Raw genomic sequence first — 15925 nt, 5'->3', positions numbered from 1 at the left:
ATAAAAATATTTATACTTATCTTGGTCTTTGAAACTTCACATAATAATCATTTAAAACTTTAATCGCTTGTTTGAGTTCTTTAAGGTTTTCTTCTGTATTTCCTAAGCGCTCAACAAATCGCTGTGAGTGCAATTCCAAATCAATCTTTTCATTAATTTGCGGTGCAATCCTAAACAGCTTCTCTAGATCATCAAATCGATCTAATTTTCGGTTTGAGAAATATTCCAAACGAAAGCCCAACTCATTCAGCACCACACCATGCAGAATCGCACCTTTCTCTACATCAAATGATAAAGCATGTTCTTTTAAAAATAACTGCTCAGGTGTCTCTTTGGTGCTTTTGAATAGATTGGTCAGTTGGCTTAACATTTATAAATCACATCACTATATTTCGATTGTATTAAACAGCTAAATACATCAGAGAAGCAACAAGCTACGGCGCTGATAAAAAAAAGCATCTTCTAAAAGATGCTTTTCTGTAATTCATTAACCATACTGCTTTTTCAAGTAATCGACAATCTTCGCTGACTCAAACATCTTCACGCCTGTATTTGGATCAATCAAATATGGCACTTGAATATCTCGTCCCATCACCTCAACAACCTTTTCGCGCTTTCCATTCGGTAATGGAATGTATTGACCAGGTTTTAAACGCAAGATTGCTGGCCCTATATCTTGCCAACGCTCTTTGGCAACATTATGCAAAATATATGGAATTTCCAGCTCAGTCAGAACTTCACGAACCAATCGTGTATAAGGGCTTGCCTCAAAACTCCACAATTCGAGCAATTGTGCTGGTGCTGCTCGATTAACAATTTTTTTGTTAATCCATACACCACGAGCTGCATTGGCAACCGATGCTAAAGCTGAAACATAAGGAAGTTTTGGATAATGGCTAAATTTTTTCGGCGTTTTCCCAGTTTTACCATAGTGTTTGAATAGATGATGAATGATCTCTTGTGACTCATAGAGTTGATCACCAGTATTTTCATCAATCAAAAATGGAAACTGTCTTTTACCACCTTTTTCTTTAACGATTTGGCGATATTTTTGACCACCTTTCGGACATGGATAAATTTCCACATCTAAATTTAATAACGTAACAACTTCACGGACACGACGACAAAAGGGTGAACCTTCAAACTCATAAAGTTTTAATGGTTTTGAAGGCTGATTCGGTTGTGGTGTTCCCATCACACCTCTTCCACCTTCAATTAAAGTTGCAACAACAGATTGTAAAACCTTGAATTGATGATTCGCCATTTTGAGCATATTGCTATCCTTTAGCAGTCAACTAGTTTTTCTTTCGCGATTACGATGCCATTATTATCGGCATAGATATAATCGCCAGAATTGATCGTCACACCACCAAAATACAGTGTAATATCCACTTCACCTATGCCCTTACGATTACTTTTTTGTGGAATTGCAGCCAATGCATGCACACCTAAATCAAGTTCGGCAATTGCATCAACATCACGCACACAACCATAAATCACAACACCATTCCAATGATTCTTCACAGCTGATTCAGCAATCAAATCGCCCATCAAAGCACAGCGCATAGATGCACCGCCATCAACAACCAAGACTTTTCCTGCACCCTCTGTTGCTAAAAGCTCTTTTACGCGTGAGTTATCTTCAAAACACTTAACTGTTACAACCTGCCCACCAAAGCTCTTGCGTGCACCATAACTCTTAAAAAACTTACCGTCTAAAGATGGTGTTACGACCTGTAAATCTTTCTCAGGATTATCATCTAACAAGTCGCAAGTTACAAAAGGAATCGTAGTCACTGAAAAATCTCCATTATTGGGTTTGTTGTATCATCAAATTATCGTACAGTTTGAATGCTGCTGTCTGAGTTTGAGCTGCATTTAGCATAGTATGCGCCAATTGTTCTGCGGTTACAGGCTTATATTTAAACGGCTTGGTCCAAGTTTTTTCGACCAATTTAAATAGCGTTTGTGCCACATCTTCTAAAACTCGTACTTCACTACGCTTACCAATTAAGAGTGACGGTTGAAAAATTGAGAGCTTATACATCGACAAGCTTTTTAAGTAGTTTTCCAACTCACCTTTAACTTTATTATAGAAAACTGGTGAATTAGCATTCGCTCCTAAGGCACTGACCACCAATAAATGAATATTTTTATCTTGGATTAAATCAGCAAAATGCGCGTTAATTTCATAGTCAATTGCATAAAATGCGTCTTTCGATCCAGCTTGTTTGATCGTACTACCCAAGCAACTAAATGCATGTGTATGAGCACTGACATCTTCATCATTCAAAAGCAAAAAATCTTCTAGAATAAGTTGGGTAACTTTACTATAAGATTTTAATTTATCTGAATTTTTCCTTACTACAACAGTCACAGAACTAAAATCATTTGACTGTTCTAATTCAGCCACTAGCGCTTCACCCACTAGCCCGGTAGCACCAATAACAATTGCCTTTTTGTCACCTATTCTCATTTTTATTTATTCCGACTCATAACTAAGCCTAATGTAACGTTTTCTTGCAAGATTATCACCTGTTAAATGTACTTAAAAGTATCACAAGGCTTGACTTCGGGGCTTAGTTTCCTCAAAATATGGCACTTGTTTACGGGCTGGTGAATGTTGCCAAGATTTTTTGGTTTTAACTTCAGCCCGCCCAGACCAACTTATTTTCAAGGAGTGCACGAGTGGCAAACTCTGCTCAAGCTAAAAAACGTGCTCGTCAAAACGTTAAAGCACGTAAACACAACGCAAGCTTGCGTTCTATGGTTCGTACTTACATCAAACGTACTGTAAATGCGATCGCTGCTGGTGACTATGCTGTTGCTTCAGAAGCTTATAAAACAGCTGTACCTGTAATCGACCGTATGGCTGATAAGGGCATCATCCACAAAAATAAAGCTGCTCGTCACAAGAGCCGCTTAAACGCTCAAATTAAAGCTTTAGCTAACTAATTTGATGCATGTAAAAAAGCCCGATTTTCGGGCTTTTTTATTGTCTTCAACTTAGTAATGCAACGTTAGTAGTTTCTTAATTTTAAATTGCACAATTAAATCATACTTTTCCAAAATCTTATTTATTCTGAAAATCCTTAATGACCAGTTCATGCTTTTGACCACGCCAAATCCATTTTAGCTTACTATTGCTAAAATCCTCACCTTCAAACCACACAAATAAGCCCTCCATCATCTCAGGCCAATCCGACTTATCAATTTGTGTTTGACCTGAAATCACTGCAACGATCGCAGCAATAATGGTGTCGTGACTAACAGCCAAGCTTAAACCTTGATGTTGCGTCGGATGGGTGTGATATAACAGCTCCAAAACATCAAAAACGCCTGTTATAGGATGTTTCATACCAGGCAAAGCATTGTTCACAAAACTATTAATAAACCCTAATGCACCTTGTTTACGAAAGTAAGGGGCTGCTTGCTGAATATCCAGCACAAAGCTTCCGGGTTCTACCAACAATCGCTGCTCAACAATTTCGATCGTATGCGTATTTACTGCCTCGTGAATCCCATCTGCACCTTGAATCATTAATGCAGCCGTATCAACACAACGCTGAATTGGACTAGAGATACAATGCTGAATTGCTCGATCCGTATTTTTAATAAGATATTGACCCCATGCATAAGCCAAATCTCGACCTTGCTCCGTTAATTGCAAGTCATAGCCAGCAAAACCCTGCCCATTCACCAACTCACGTAAAGAGTGACGAGTAAACAAAGTGACAGGTGTTGAAGCATCTGGCAGTAAATCAATTGCTTCAAACATGCTTTTGGGCAATAAATGCAGGGCCATATTCACATACAAGCTTAAATTTAGCTCACTATACCACGCACGCTAGAAGACTCAATCTAAAATGCCCGAATGCGCCAATGCCTCGTAAGCAATTTTTTTGCAATATTGATCTCTAAACGCGATAAAACCACCATTCAAAACAGTCTCACGCTGATTATATTGAAATGGTTTTCCATCCAAAGTCATCAATCCACCACCGATACTTTCAAGTAAAGCTTGTCCTGAACTGGTATCCCACTCTGAAGTTGGATGAAATCTTGGATAAATATCAATTTCACCCTCTAACATCATGCAGAACTTATAGGCACTCCCTGCCTCACGTCTTTCTACAGCACGATCTCGCAAAATTGGTTCGATAAAGTTTTTATATTTGGGGTTTTTACTGCTATGGCTTAAACCAATTTGAAGTGGTGCTGCCAAATCATGTTCTTCAATCTTGTATTGAAACCATTCTTGACGGCTAAAACTATACTTATAAGGTAACTGTGACTGATAACCAATATACATGACCTGTTCACAGGGTACGGCAATAATTGCAAAAGTCGTTTCATTACCCTCGATCAAGCTTAAATTAATCGTAAATTCATCACGCTCATGAATAAACTCTTTCGTACCATCTAAAGGATCGAGCATCCAGCAACGTGACCAAGCAGATCGAGCAGAATAATCACTCTCCTCTGACAACACTGGTAACTCTGGCGTAATTTCCGCTAACTGCTTTAATAAAAAACGATTTACTTTCAAATCTGCCTGAGTCACAGGCGAATCATCACTTTTTTCCTGAATATTAAACTCACCACCCGCACAATAATTTTGATATTCTTCCAATAATATTTGACTTGCCTGCGCCATGATTGGCACAAGTTTCAGAATAAATTGATCTTGTGGGGCAAGCGTTTTAATAAACATAGATCAGCCTTATGTCATATTTAGATTTACAGCAGCAGCCTATCGCCATGTTCGACATGGATGGCACATTACTCGATTTAGCCTTCGATGATTTCATTTGGAACCATTGTTTACCTGAACGTCATGCCCAAACACATCAATGCAGTTTAGAGCAAAGTAAACAAACACTATTCCAATTTTACCAACAACATAAGCATACACTATCTTGGTATTCTTCGGCGTATTGGACTGCTAAAGTTGGCGTAGATGTTTTACAACTACAATATGAACATCGTGAAAAAATTCGCGCACGTAAAGGTTGTCATGAATTATTAGAACAACTCAAAGCTCAAGGCTATCGCTGTTGGTTACTGACCAATGCCGATCGAGCAGGCTTAAAACTGAAGCTTGAAAATGTCGAACTTAGCCCTTATTTTGAAGTCATGATCAGTAGCGAAGAGCTTGGGCATGCCAAAGAAGAAGTCGCTTTTTGGCAAAAGTTACAACAAATACATCCATTTGATCCAGCTCAAGCAATATTTATTGATGATACGGTTGCGGTACTCCAAGGCGCTGAACGTTTTGGTATTAACCAATTGTTTAGCATTTTACAACCGTCTAGCGCTAAACCAGCTCGACTCGCCACGGAAATAGCGTACCCATCTCTTGATCATTTAACCAATCTCTTTGATTATCTTGACACCAACTTACAGGTAACAGATGCCAAAACAGCATGAATCAGACAGCATGGATGCCATGCGCATTGATAAATGGCTTTGGGCTGCACGTTTTTTTAAAACACGCTCTATTGCCAAAGCCGCAATTGAAGGTGGTAAAGTCCATCACAACAATGACCGCGTTAAAGTTTCTAGAGACGTCCGTATTGGAATGGAACTCACCATCCAGCAAGGTTTTGAGAAAAAGACCGTTGTTGTGAAAGCACTATCAGCTGTTCGAGGTGGTGCCCCCACGGCTCAACTTCTTTATGAAGAAACGCCTGAAAGTATTGAACGCAGAGAGTTGCATGCTTCACAGCGAAAATTGCATAATCTAGCCCGACCTGATCACCGACCAAGTAAAAAAGATCGTCGTGATATCAATCGTTTTAAACAAGAAAATGTACAATCATGGTCATATCATGATGAATAAAATTTTCTAATTTGGACGCGTCATCTTGTGTCGTATTAGCACAGATCAGATGTGGAATATACAACTAGAATCTGCCACTATACTCAAGTCCCAACAAGTTGAGATTCAATACATCCACTTGGGTTAGTCGTTAAGAAGATAAAGTTTTGAGGTTTTGAGATGGATGATAATAAAAGCAAGGCGTTACAAGCAGCATTAAGCCAAATTGAAAAGCAGTTTGGTAAAAATACCGTGATGCGCTTAGGTGATAATACTGTACAAGCTGTTGAAGCGGTTTCTACAGGTTCTTTAACTCTCGATATCGCGTTAGGGATTGGAGGATTACCTAAAGGTCGTATTATCGAAATTTATGGTCCTGAATCTTCAGGTAAAACTACTATGACATTACAAGCGATTGCTCAATGTCAAAAAAATGGCGGTACCTGTGCCTTTATCGATGCAGAACATGCATTAGATCCAGAATATGCACGTAAGCTTGGCGTAGATATTGATAATCTATTGGTTTCACAACCTGACCACGGTGAGCAAGCGCTCGAAATCGCCGATATGTTGGTGCGTTCTGGTGCAATCGATTTAATCGTTGTCGACTCTGTAGCAGCATTAACCCCTAAAGCCGAAATTGAAGGCGAAATGGGTGACTCACACATGGGCTTACAAGCACGCTTAATGAGTCAGGCCCTACGTAAAATTACAGGTAATGCGAAACGCTCTAACTGTATGGTGATCTTCATTAACCAAATCCGTATGAAGATTGGTGTGATGTTTGGTAGCCCAGAAACCACTACAGGTGGTAATGCACTTAAATTCTACGCTTCTGTACGCTTAGACATCCGTCGTATTGGTCAAGTGAAAGAAGGTGACGAGATCACAGGTAACGAAACGCGTGTTAAAGTTGTGAAAAACAAAATGGCGCCTCCGTTCAAAGAAGCTGTGTTCCAAATCATGTATGGCAAAGGCACTAATCAGTTAGGCGAATTGGTTGATCTTGCCGTTCAACAAGACATCGTACAAAAAGCGGGTGCTTGGTATTCATATCAAGGCAATAAAATTGGCCAAGGTAAAAATAATGTGATTCGTCATTTTGAAGAAAATACAGCAATGGCTCAAGAAATTGAAAAGGTCATTCGTGAACAACTTCTTACTAAGAACAACAAAGAAGCAGCTCAAACCGAAGATGAAGATGAACCAGATTTTTTAGAAAGCTAAGCTGAAACGCCCTTCGGGGCGTTTTTCTTTCATGAGGATATAAAACTTGTTTAATTCTGAAAAAATAGAAAAGCCCAAAACACTGACAGGTGCAAGATTACGCTCTTATGCATTCGCCCTTCTTACACGTCGGGATTATTCCAAAGCAGATCTCGAAGCAAAATTAAATCAATATGCGATCAATCCAGAAGAAGTCACAAATCTAGTTGATGAGTTAGCACAACAAAATTACCAAAGCGACCAACGTGTTGCAGAACTCACATTGGCCAGTCAACTTAGAAAAGGTAAAGGATTACAAAGAATTAAACAGGCTTTAAAAGCAAAACAACTCGATACAGAACTTATTACAGAAGAACTTTCAGAGGTCGATTGGCTAAATCAAGCTTATCAACTCAAAATAAAGAAATTTGGGATAGATGTAGAGACAGATCCAAAACTAAAAGCAAGACAAATTAGATTCTTACAATACCGAGGATTTGATATGGGAATAATTATGAAAGCAATTGCTCGAACGAGCGATGAAGAATAAATGGTGGCAGCCCTACTAGCATTACTTCGGCACATCATAGATCTATTACCGTTGCTACCTTCCGGTCCTGGCGGGGTTCATAGAGTACAATTGCGAAGCTACCAGCAGGGCTACCATTGCCTGACAAAGTATAGAGATTTTTGCCTGAGTTGCAAGACTTGTATCTGTTTTTAAGTGACTTTTTGATTCAATTGCTTATTTCATCAGCAGAATCTATCTCTATATTATCTATTTAATTTAAAAGTGTATAAACATTAAACAATAGATAATTTCTTTATTCGAAAAATGCTTGAAGATTGTAAATGCTTATTGCATTTAAATGAGTTGCTGCTTTAATGACTAAATCAAAAACATAGATCTAGTGTGCCACAAGTAAACATGAGGACTTGTTCGCTCACGGCTTTTTAACTTTATGGATGAATTTTTATGCTAAAAAAGTATTCCGTACTTTTTACTGCCCTACTCGCTAGCGCACATTTATATGCAAATGTTCCCATTGAATCTCGTGCACTCAGCCAGACGATTGCAGATAATACAAATATGTCTAATACTGGCTCAAACCTAAATTGGGATCTCATTCAAAAGAACCAAAAACTAGAAGAAGAAGTACGCAAATTACGTGGTCAATTAGAAGAGCATGACAATTCAATTGAGCAACTGAAAAAAGAACTAGCAAATCGCTATACAGATTTAGATCAACGTTTAGAATTACTCTCTCAAAAAATTGATCCACCAGAAGAAAACACAGAAACAGAGAATACAACTACAACTGAAGCACCCAAAGCAGAAACAACAACACCCCCTGCAGCACCAGCTAAACAAGATTCAACAATCCAAGCACCAATTGTACAACCGAAGTCAAATACTGCTACCACGAGCAATACCAACAACCAAATTGAGCTAGAAAAAGCAGCATACACGGTTGCACTAGATGCCTACAAACAAGGTGGGGCAAAAAAAGCCATTCAACCAATGCAAAATTTCATTAAGAACCACCCAAATGGAATTTATGTTGGCAATGCTTACTTTTGGCTGGCTGAGTTTTATTTAGCGGTTGAACCTGTCGACTATAAAGCAGCCAAGCAAAACTATAATATCGTAGTAACACGCTATCCCAATTCAGCAAAAGCATCTCGAGCGGTTTATCAACTTTATAGCATTGCAAAAGAAGTCGATAAAAACACTGCTCTTGCCAACCAGTATAAAACGAAGTTGCTTAACCAATATCCACAATCCGAAGAAGCTAAATTTATTCAGAAAAAATAATGCTTATAATGCACAAAAAAGCCAGTTCATAAGAACTGGCTTTTTAAATTTTAAAGCTTAGACCAAACTTATTTGATCTTCGCCTTTGATTTTAAATAATCAGTATAGTCTTCTAATAGCTGCTGTCCACGGAACTGCTGATACAACTTAGTTAACTCAGTAATTTGCTCTGGCGGTAACTCATTTGCAGCATTAGTATTCACGTTTGAAACTGCAACGATAACCAACTCATTAGGTAATTTTGCTGTCGTAGCAGACCACATACCTTCCTTAGTTGGCGCTGGAATGCTGAAAGCAGCACGCTCAATTGCACGCTTTAAACCTTGAGAACGTGTAAATGTGCCTGCATCTTCAAAAATGACTTGTGATTCTGCAACAACTTGTGCAGCAGGTAACGCTTTAAAATCAGCTAAAATCTTTGCAATTTTTGCTTGAGCAGCTTTATACGCCTTTGCTTCAATGACTTTTGCTTTTACTTCAGCAGTCGCTTGATCTAATGGTTTAACGCCCGCTGCATGGTAATTACGAACTTTAATCCAAATCGTATCACCATTCGCTAACTGAATATTAGAAGATGCATTACGATCACCGTTTTTCACATCATCATTAAACAGTTTTGCTTTAACATTTAAATCGCTCAAATAAGGGTTTTGCGTGGTTAAAGTCACCCCATTTAAAGATTCAACACGAGTACCCTTCACTTCTTGAGCAACTGTTTCTAAAGAGTCATTGCCCACAACCATTTCATTTAAGCTATTTACAGTATCGCTAAATAAATTTGCAGTTTTTGCCTTCTGTACTTCAGCTGTTAAGCGAGCTTTCTCAGTCTCAAAAGAAGGAATATTTGCAGCTGGTGCATTTGCTTCAATGATATGGTAGCCATATTGTGTTTTAACAGGCTTAGAAACTTCACCATTCTTTAAGGCATTAACAGCATTATCAAAGTCAGCTGAGAAAATACCTGGTACATAAGCATCAACTAAACCACCCTGTGCTTTTGAAGTTGGATCTTCAGAGAATTGTGCAGCCGCTTGAGCAAATGACATTCCACCCTGAATCTTGGCATAAACATCATTCGCAATTTTTTGAGCTGCTGCCGCATCACGTGCATCAGTTGTAATTAAAATATGTTTAACTTCACGTTTTGCATCTTTCTGCTGCTTTTCAACAAAAGCCTTATAAGCCTGTTGTAAATCAGCCTCCGTAATATTTAAATTAGTTTGAGGCAATAACGCTGGGCTTAAAACCACATAATCAACATCAACACTCGCAACTTGCTTAAATTCATTTTTATGCTTGTTGTAGTAATCTGTTATTTCTTGAGTTGACGCAGTCAAACCTTTTTTATAATCGTCCAACTTAATACTTGCTAAATGCAAAGTACGCTGTTCTGTTTGCAAACTCGCAAGCTGATGTAAATCAGATTTACTCACCAATGCATAATCTAACAAAGTCGATGAAATCATTTTTAGTGCATGATCTTGACGCAAGCTAGCAATTAGAGCTTGGTTAGTCATTCCGACTGAACGTAAATAATTTTCATACAACTTTTGAGAAAACTTTCCATTTTCTTGGAAACTTGGTTGTTGTGCCAACATTTGCTCTAGCTGAGTATCGCTTAAAGAAATACCTAACTTTTCCGCCTGTTGTTGCAATAAAGAGCGTGCAATCAGCGCATCTAAAGCTTTTTGCTGAATAACTGGCTGATTTAAAAGAGACTCATCACCTTTTACCATTGATAAATATTGATCTTTATAATTTTTAGTCGCACTTTCCAAGTCTTTATTAGAAATATCTTGTCCGTTAACAGATTTCGCAACGTCTGCTTTATTACTGCCGCTAAAATATCCTTCAATACCTACAAGCGCTAAAGGGGTCAAAAACAAAACTAATAGGACTTTGCCAAGCCAACCCTTAATGACTGTACGAAATGATTCCATAAGTATTCCAATATTTTATTTCGGGGCAATTTTAACTGAAAAACCAAAGCGAATGAATGCTGAATAAAGTATTTCATTCAATAAATAAAAAACGCACCCAAAATGGTGCGTTTTCTGATTTAAAAAGATTACGCAACTGAATCTTTTAAACCCTTACCTGGTTTAAAACTAGGTACTTTGCTTGCTTTAATTTGAAGCTCTTCACCTGTTTTAGGATTACGACCAGTACGTGCAGCACGTTCTTTAACGCTAAATGTACCAAAACCAACTAAAGTAACCGTATCACCGCTTTTAAGTGCTTCAGTGATTGACGCAATCGTTGCATCGAGTGCCTTACCAGCATCCGACTTAGATACTCCCCCTTTTTCAGCAATCGCATCAATTAATTCTGATTTATTCATGATACAAAATATCCTCTTAATATCGTTTGTTAAGATCCAAGGCTATAGTTTAAAAGGCCATGCCGCCTTTATAGCAATGCTTTAGGGGAGAACGCAATACTAGAAAGGCTTTTTAGTAAAAATAAATACTCAAAAACCACATAAACAGACGAGTGCCTATATTTTTTTACTTTTTATTCAATTTACTCTTTAATTGATTATTTTCTTCAATCAATGCATCTACTTTAATATGTAGCTGAACTAAAAGTTGCTCGATATGTTGGAGATCTTTTGGAGTGACTAGACCAATACGATTCAACGAATGATTCACACCTGTGTCTAAAATTTTTTCAACTTTATCTTTAGTATCCGTCACTGATTCTTTGGCTTTTTCAGTCACTTTTCCAACAGTGTTATCAGCAAAATCTACAGTCTTGGATTCTAGCTCTTCACCCACCTTGACTAAAGAGTCAAATAATTTATTTCCCTCTTCTTCTGCGCGTGAAAAAGCACCTAATCCAGCCAGCCAAATCTGTTGCGTATACTTTTTGAAATCAAGGGCAGATTTTTTAGAACTCTTTGATTTTAGCTTAGTTTTTACCTCTGCCTCATCAGTTGGGTGTTCTACATTTGAGTTGTCCATTAACCATTACTCCCAAACACTTTACAAACAGTATGTCGTATTTAACCATAAAAATGTTTTTATAATATCAAAGTTAAGACTTGATCGTTTTAAAAAACTGTTCTACAAAGCAATAAAGTCATGTAAATTATTTTTAATAATTGAGTATGGATACTCAGATTTACGTGCTTTATGAAATTTATAGTGTGATTGGCAAGGATAAAGAGACCTATGAGTGATACGCAACAAAGACATAAACACCCCCATTTGTTGCTAAACATTGTCATCATTGTTTTAGAAACTTTTTTTTCATTCATTCTCACCCATGATGCAACTTTACGCTTGCAAGCGAAAAAGCTTATCGATGAAAAAGTTACCATTCGAATTAACAGCTATATTCCTTTTTTTGACTTTTATGTCCAATTTACCGAAAAAGGAATTTTATTTGATATCAAAGCCCTAGATCGAAAAGTTGACCTAGAAATAAATAGCACACTCATCGATTTGATTAAAATTTTCGTATTTAATAATCAGCGCAGTATCTACAATATGCGTATTTTAGGCGATGCAAGACTTCAAGAAGATGTGATGGATTTAATCCCTCACCTCACACTCACAAGTATATTCGCAAATTGGAAACAATGGTTCAATGCATTTGATAGTGATGCAGAAGCTATTGCGTCTCAGCAGCGAATTGCGCCATTGCTTGATAAAATTGATCAGCAACGCTCTGAGATCAACTCATTATTGGTTGAAGTTAAACAATATCAAAACCGCATTCATCGCATGCAAAAACGCCAACGTTGGATTAATATCTCATTCGCTGTATTCAGCTTTATTTTAATAGGCTTTTTCGTTTATAATATGTGGATACAATAATTCCAACATATTTCACTTTTCACACGCATTTTGGCAATTAAAAAACTTGACTATTTTAGTCGGAATTCATAAAATTTAGACATCTAGTCTAACCATGTGTACCGAATCATGCGTCTTACAACTCGCGGTCGTTACGCAGTGACTGCTCTACTTGATTTAGCTTTGCAGCCAACTGAACAAACGATCACGCTTGCCGAAATAGCAGCACGCCAATCCATATCAGTCGCCTATTTAGAACAGTTATTCGCAAAACTTAAACGACATGGGTTAGTTTCGAGTGTTCGTGGTGCTAATGGTGGATATCATCTTGCACGAAATGCAACTGAAATTACCGTGCTAGAAATTATCGAAGCTGTAAATGAAACCGTCGATGCAACACGTTGCGATCATAAAGGCAATTGTCAAAATGGTGCAATGTGCTTAACACATGACTTATGGCAAGAACTCTCCCACCATATTGCCGATTATCTCGCAAAAATCTCTCTTGCAGACCTGATTGCACGCGACAACGTTCAAACTGTTGCACTTCGCCAAAACTCAGCAAGTTTAGATTCAGCCCTCCTATCGGTTACAGGTATTTGACATGAAACGTCCAATTTATCTTGATTATGCAGCAACAACACCAGTACTTCCTGAAGTTGCAGAACGCATGATGGAATGTTTAACCTTCGAAGGGACTTTTGGTAATCCTGCATCACGCTCGCATGCCTATGGTTGGCAAGCTGAAGAAAAAGCTGAATATGCACGTGAACAAGTTGCAAACCTAGTTAAAGCAGATCCACGTGAGATCGTTTGGACTTCTGGTGCAACTGAATCTGACAACTTAGCACTAAAAGGTATTGCTCAGTTTTACGGTTCAAAAGGCAAGCACATCATTACTAGTAAAATCGAACACAAAGCCGTGTTAGATACTTGCCGTGAGCTAGAAGAACAAGGTTTTGAAATTACTTATTTAGAACCTGAACCACGTACAGGTTTAATTACGCCTGAAATGGTGAAAGCAGCTTTACGTCCAGATACCATTCTTGTTTCACTGATGATGGTGAACAATGAAATCGGTACGATTACTGACGTAGCAGCTATTGGCGAGCTAACACGTGCGAATAAAACATTCTTACACGTTGATGCTGCACAAGCCGCTGGTAAAGTTGAAATCGATCTTTCAACTATGAAAATTGATTTAATGAGTTTCTCTGGTCATAAAATTTATGGTCCTAAAGGAATTGGTGCTCTATTTGTCCGCCGTAGCCCACGTGTTCGCTTAAAAGCACAAATGCATGGTGGTGGTCATGAGCGTGGTATGCGTTCTGGTACTTTAGCAACTCATCAAATTGTAGGTATGGGTGAAGCTTTTGAAATTGCTGGTAAAACTATGCAGGCAGAACAAGAGCGTCTTCGCCACCTACGTGACAAACTTTGGAATGGCTTCCAAGACCTTGAGCAAGTGTTCTTGAATGGTCATCCGACTGAGAACGTTGCAAACTATCTTAATGTCAGCTTTAACTTCGTTGAAGGTGAATCATTGATGATGGCGTTAAAAGATCTTGCAGTATCAAGTGGTTCAGCATGTACATCTGCAACTTTAGAGCCTTCATATGTATTACGTGCTTTAGGTTTATCTGATGAATTAGCACATAGTTCGATTCGTTTCAGTTTTGGTAAATATACAACTGAAGCTGATATTGATCATGTGTTAACAATTACCAAAGCTGCTGTTGAGAAATTACGTGAACTTTCTCCGCTTTGGGATATGTATAAAGAAGGTATCGACCTTTCAACAGTTGAATGGGCTGAACACTAATTCATTGTAGTTTGAATTGAACTCTTCATTGAAAACAGTGTTTTAACCCTCATATTAATATTAGGCTGACCCCGAGGTTTGGAGAAGCGAAATGGCTTATAGCGAAAAGGTAATTGATCATTACGAAAACCCTCGTAATGTTGGTGTATTAGACAAAAATGCAGAAAACGTAGGTACAGGTATGGTCGGTGCACCTGCTTGTGGTGATGTAATGCGTTTACAAATCCAAGTTGATGACAATGGCGTAATTGAAGAAGCTCGCTTCAAAACTTACGGTTGTGGTTCTGCAATTGCATCAAGTTCGCTTGTTACCGAATGGTTAAAAGGCAAGACACTTGATGAAGCTCAATCAATCAAAAACATTGATATTGCAACCGAGCTTGCACTTCCACCAGTAAAAGTACACTGTTCTGTATTGGCTGAAGATGCAATCAAAGCTGCGATTGAAGACTATCGTGGTAAGAAAGCGAAAGCTTAATTGATGACCGAAATAATATTGGAGTTTTCATGATCCATTTAACTGAAAATGCTGCGACTCACATCAGCAATTACCTGCAAAATCGCGGTAAGGGTGAAGGCATTCGTATTGGTGTGAAAACTTCGGGTTGTTCTGGATTGGCTTATGTACTTGAGTTTGTCGATAATATCGACACACATGACCAAGTATTTGAACAACTCGGCGTTAAAGTCTTCGTTGACCCTAAAAGCTTGGTTTATCTCAATGGTTTAGAGATGGATTATGTTAAAAATGGTCTCAATGAAGGCTTTGAGTTTAACAATCCAAATCAAAAAGGTGAATGTGGTTGCGGTGAATCATTTACCGTCTAACTAGCAACACCCTCTTTCTTTTCGTCAAAACAGTGTGTTCCGCACTGTTTTAACGTATTTATTAATAGCGGAATTCATCTCCCATGAATCATTTTGAGTTGTTCCAATTACCAGAAGCACTCGATATAGATTTAGCAGCTTTAAAAAAACAATTTTTAAGTTTGCAACAGCAATATCATCCCGATAAAGCCACTGACAAAGATCAAGCATTGATCAAGTCGAGTGAAATCAATCAAGCGTATAAAGTGCTCTCACAAGTTGATAGTCGTGCGGCGTATTTACTTGGCTTAAAAAAACAAGATCATCACTTGGATCAGTCCATTAGCGATTTTGAATTTTTACAATCTGCACTCGAAATGCGTGAACAGCTTGATGAGGCCACCTCTACCGAGCAACTTAGTACCTTAAAAGTTGAAGTTCAGCAATGGATTGACGGTTTAGTTCGTGAATTTAAAATCGATTTTGCTGAAGAAGATTGGGCTGAGGCTCGTGATACTGTTCGTAAACTACGTTTTTTTCAACGTGTAATGAATGATATTGATAAAGCTGAAGATCGTATGTTGGACGAAGAAGATAGCTTCGATCTCGATGATGATTTTTAATCCGCTGTTACCAAATATTTTCAAGGGATA

General features: G+C 38.1%; 21 protein-coding genes and 1 other RNA gene. 12 read left to right on the top strand and 10 right to left on the bottom strand.

Annotated features, from left to right (window positions below; all coding sequences use genetic code 11):
- Positions 1 to 16: 16 nt before the first annotated feature.
- The 4 genes from O1450_RS06150 to O1450_RS06135 all read right to left on the bottom strand — a co-directional run bounded on the left by O1450_RS06150 (position 17) and on the right by O1450_RS06135 (position 2476).
- Positions 17 to 370: a hypothetical protein gene (locus tag O1450_RS06150; protein WP_269230089.1), complete on the bottom strand. Its 354-nt coding sequence runs from the start codon at positions 368 to 370 to the stop codon at positions 17 to 19.
- 117 nt (positions 371 to 487) lie between these two features.
- Positions 488 to 1273: a glutathione S-transferase N-terminal domain-containing protein gene (locus O1450_RS06145; RefSeq protein ID WP_269230088.1), complete on the bottom strand. Its 786-nt coding sequence runs from the start codon at positions 1271 to 1273 to the stop codon at positions 488 to 490.
- 11 nt (positions 1274 to 1284) lie between these two features.
- The gene (gene rraA / locus O1450_RS06140) at positions 1285 to 1797 is read right to left on the bottom strand and encodes a ribonuclease E activity regulator RraA (RefSeq protein WP_269230087.1); all 513 of its coding nucleotides are present in this window, start codon (positions 1795 to 1797) and stop codon (positions 1285 to 1287) included.
- Positions 1798 to 1810: 13 nt separating this feature from the next.
- Complete coding sequence (locus O1450_RS06135) at positions 1811 to 2476, bottom strand: NAD(P)H-binding protein (RefSeq protein ID WP_269230086.1); 666 nt, start codon at positions 2474 to 2476, stop codon at positions 1811 to 1813.
- A gap of 212 nt (positions 2477 to 2688) precedes the next feature.
- On the opposite strand from O1450_RS06135, the gene rpsT reads away from it, so the two are divergent.
- A complete protein-coding gene (gene rpsT, locus O1450_RS06130; RefSeq protein ID WP_004639414.1) occupies positions 2689 to 2955 on the top strand; it encodes a 30S ribosomal protein S20 in 267 nt (88 codons plus the stop codon).
- A gap of 118 nt (positions 2956 to 3073) precedes the next feature.
- Here the strand turns inward: rpsT and O1450_RS06125 are convergent, their stop codons facing one another.
- Positions 3074 to 3805 (bottom strand): histidine phosphatase family protein, encoded by a 732-nt coding sequence (locus O1450_RS06125; protein WP_269230430.1) that lies wholly within the window; start codon positions 3803 to 3805, stop codon positions 3074 to 3076.
- 51 nt (positions 3806 to 3856) lie between these two features.
- Positions 3857 to 4714, bottom strand: coding sequence for a 3'(2'),5'-bisphosphate nucleotidase CysQ family protein (locus O1450_RS06120; protein WP_269230085.1), 858 nt, complete (start codon positions 4712 to 4714; stop codon positions 3857 to 3859).
- Positions 4715 to 4725: 11 nt separating this feature from the next.
- Between O1450_RS06120 and O1450_RS06115 the strand changes: the two genes are divergently transcribed.
- The 4 genes from O1450_RS06115 (at position 4726) to O1450_RS06100 (ending at position 7577) form a co-directional block, all read left to right on the top strand.
- Positions 4726 to 5430, top strand: a complete 705-nt coding sequence (locus O1450_RS06115) for an HAD-IA family hydrolase (protein WP_269230084.1) — start codon at positions 4726 to 4728, stop codon at positions 5428 to 5430.
- Complete coding sequence (locus O1450_RS06110) at positions 5414 to 5842, top strand: RNA-binding S4 domain-containing protein (protein ID WP_269230083.1); 429 nt, start codon at positions 5414 to 5416, stop codon at positions 5840 to 5842. Before O1450_RS06115 ends, O1450_RS06110 begins: the two co-directional genes overlap by 17 nt.
- Before the next feature lie 159 nt (positions 5843 to 6001).
- Positions 6002 to 7048 (top strand): recombinase RecA, encoded by a 1047-nt coding sequence (recA, locus tag O1450_RS06105; protein WP_269230082.1) that lies wholly within the window; start codon positions 6002 to 6004, stop codon positions 7046 to 7048.
- A gap of 46 nt (positions 7049 to 7094) precedes the next feature.
- Positions 7095 to 7577: a regulatory protein RecX gene (locus O1450_RS06100; protein WP_269230081.1), complete on the top strand. Its 483-nt coding sequence runs from the start codon at positions 7095 to 7097 to the stop codon at positions 7575 to 7577.
- Positions 7578 to 7587: 10 nt separating this feature from the next.
- On the opposite strand, the gene ffs is transcribed toward O1450_RS06100, so the two are convergent.
- Positions 7588 to 7684, bottom strand: an RNA gene (gene ffs, locus O1450_RS06095) — signal recognition particle sRNA small type.
- Between the two features lie 319 nt (positions 7685 to 8003).
- Between ffs and O1450_RS06090 the strand changes: the two genes are divergently transcribed.
- A complete protein-coding gene (locus O1450_RS06090; protein WP_269230080.1) occupies positions 8004 to 8843 on the top strand; it encodes a YbgF trimerization domain-containing protein in 840 nt (279 codons plus the stop codon).
- 68 nt (positions 8844 to 8911) lie between these two features.
- Here O1450_RS06090 and O1450_RS06085 read toward each other — a convergent pair whose 3' ends face one another.
- The 3 genes from O1450_RS06085 to O1450_RS06075 all read right to left on the bottom strand — a co-directional run bounded on the left by O1450_RS06085 (position 8912) and on the right by O1450_RS06075 (position 11806).
- Positions 8912 to 10783, bottom strand: coding sequence for a SurA N-terminal domain-containing protein (locus tag O1450_RS06085; protein ID WP_269230079.1), 1872 nt, complete (start codon positions 10781 to 10783; stop codon positions 8912 to 8914).
- Between the two features lie 128 nt (positions 10784 to 10911).
- Entirely contained in the window at positions 10912 to 11184 is a 273-nt protein-coding gene (locus tag O1450_RS06080) for an HU family DNA-binding protein (RefSeq protein ID WP_004661469.1), read from the bottom strand.
- Between the two features lie 166 nt (positions 11185 to 11350).
- Positions 11351 to 11806 (bottom strand): phasin family protein, encoded by a 456-nt coding sequence (locus O1450_RS06075; RefSeq protein WP_004661467.1) that lies wholly within the window; start codon positions 11804 to 11806, stop codon positions 11351 to 11353.
- Between the two features lie 210 nt (positions 11807 to 12016).
- Between O1450_RS06075 and O1450_RS06070 the strand changes: the two genes are divergently transcribed.
- The 6 genes from O1450_RS06070 to hscB all read left to right on the top strand — a co-directional run bounded on the left by O1450_RS06070 (position 12017) and on the right by hscB (position 15895).
- Entirely contained in the window at positions 12017 to 12664 is a 648-nt protein-coding gene (locus O1450_RS06070; protein ID WP_269230078.1) for a hypothetical protein, read from the top strand.
- A 108-nt stretch (positions 12665 to 12772) separates the two neighbouring features.
- Positions 12773 to 13246: an Rrf2 family transcriptional regulator gene (locus O1450_RS06065; RefSeq protein ID WP_004661463.1), complete on the top strand. Its 474-nt coding sequence runs from the start codon at positions 12773 to 12775 to the stop codon at positions 13244 to 13246.
- Position 13247: 1 nt separating this feature from the next.
- Positions 13248 to 14465 (top strand): IscS subfamily cysteine desulfurase, encoded by a 1218-nt coding sequence (locus O1450_RS06060; protein WP_005215456.1) that lies wholly within the window; start codon positions 13248 to 13250, stop codon positions 14463 to 14465.
- 91 nt (positions 14466 to 14556) lie between these two features.
- Positions 14557 to 14943 (top strand): Fe-S cluster assembly scaffold IscU, encoded by a 387-nt coding sequence (iscU, locus tag O1450_RS06055; protein ID WP_004652980.1) that lies wholly within the window; start codon positions 14557 to 14559, stop codon positions 14941 to 14943.
- A 29-nt stretch (positions 14944 to 14972) separates the two neighbouring features.
- Positions 14973 to 15293, top strand: a complete 321-nt coding sequence (gene iscA / locus O1450_RS06050) for an iron-sulfur cluster assembly protein IscA (RefSeq protein WP_269230077.1) — start codon at positions 14973 to 14975, stop codon at positions 15291 to 15293.
- An 83-nt stretch (positions 15294 to 15376) separates the two neighbouring features.
- A complete protein-coding gene (hscB, locus tag O1450_RS06045; protein ID WP_004661458.1) occupies positions 15377 to 15895 on the top strand; it encodes a Fe-S protein assembly co-chaperone HscB in 519 nt (172 codons plus the stop codon).
- Positions 15896 to 15925 lie beyond the last annotated feature (30 nt).

Origin of the sequence: Acinetobacter sp. TR11, assembly GCF_027105035.1 — a bacterium.
GTDB lineage: Bacteria > Pseudomonadota > Gammaproteobacteria > Pseudomonadales > Moraxellaceae > Acinetobacter.
The sequence above is the reverse complement of the archived record's forward strand: the minus strand, read 5'-3'. Positions and strand labels throughout refer to the sequence as shown.